This window comes from Aurantimonas sp. A2-1-M11, from assembly GCF_036549475.1.
GTDB lineage: Bacteria > Pseudomonadota > Alphaproteobacteria > Rhizobiales > Rhizobiaceae > Aurantimonas.
In genome coordinates, this window is the sequence record NZ_JAZHLI010000238.1 from 1 (window position 1) to 522 (window position 522).

General features: G+C 68.6%; 1 pseudogene. It reads right to left on the reverse strand.

The annotated features are described in order from the left end of the window. A pseudogene (locus VQ042_RS25880) lies at positions 1-522 on the reverse strand (IS256 family transposase); the annotation flags it as partial.

The following is a 522-nucleotide window of genomic DNA, read 5'->3' on the forward strand; positions in this document are numbered from 1 at the left end:
TCGGTGGCGCCCTCTACCACCGCCAGCGGATGCTTATGACCGTCGCCATCGACGCCGATCGCGGCGACGAGCACCAGATCCTCGTTGACATGAAGCCCGTCGATCTGGACGACGAGCAGGTCGAGCTTCGACAGGTCGGCGCTCATGAAAGCGTTCAACTTCTCGGCCGACAGCGCCACGAACCGGCGAGACGCCGCCGATTTCGATACGCCGCTGCCAGGTCCTGCCGGCACGTCGCCCTCCGGCAGCCGCACCGCCCGCCCGAACCGTCGGGTGGAGACGTTGATCAGCATCAGATTCATCGCCCAGCGGCCGAGCCAGTCCTCCGCTGTCGCCCGGTCCCAGCTCGGGACAGGCACCTCCCGGCCATCGACGCCCCGAATGCGGGGGCGTTGGACCTCCACCTTGCCGCCGTGGAAACCAATACGCCCGCGCGTCCTGCCCCACCGATGGGCATGGCGTTTCTCGTCCCGACCGTGGCGCGGGCCGCAGGCAGCTTCGACGTCGGCCTCCATCATCGCC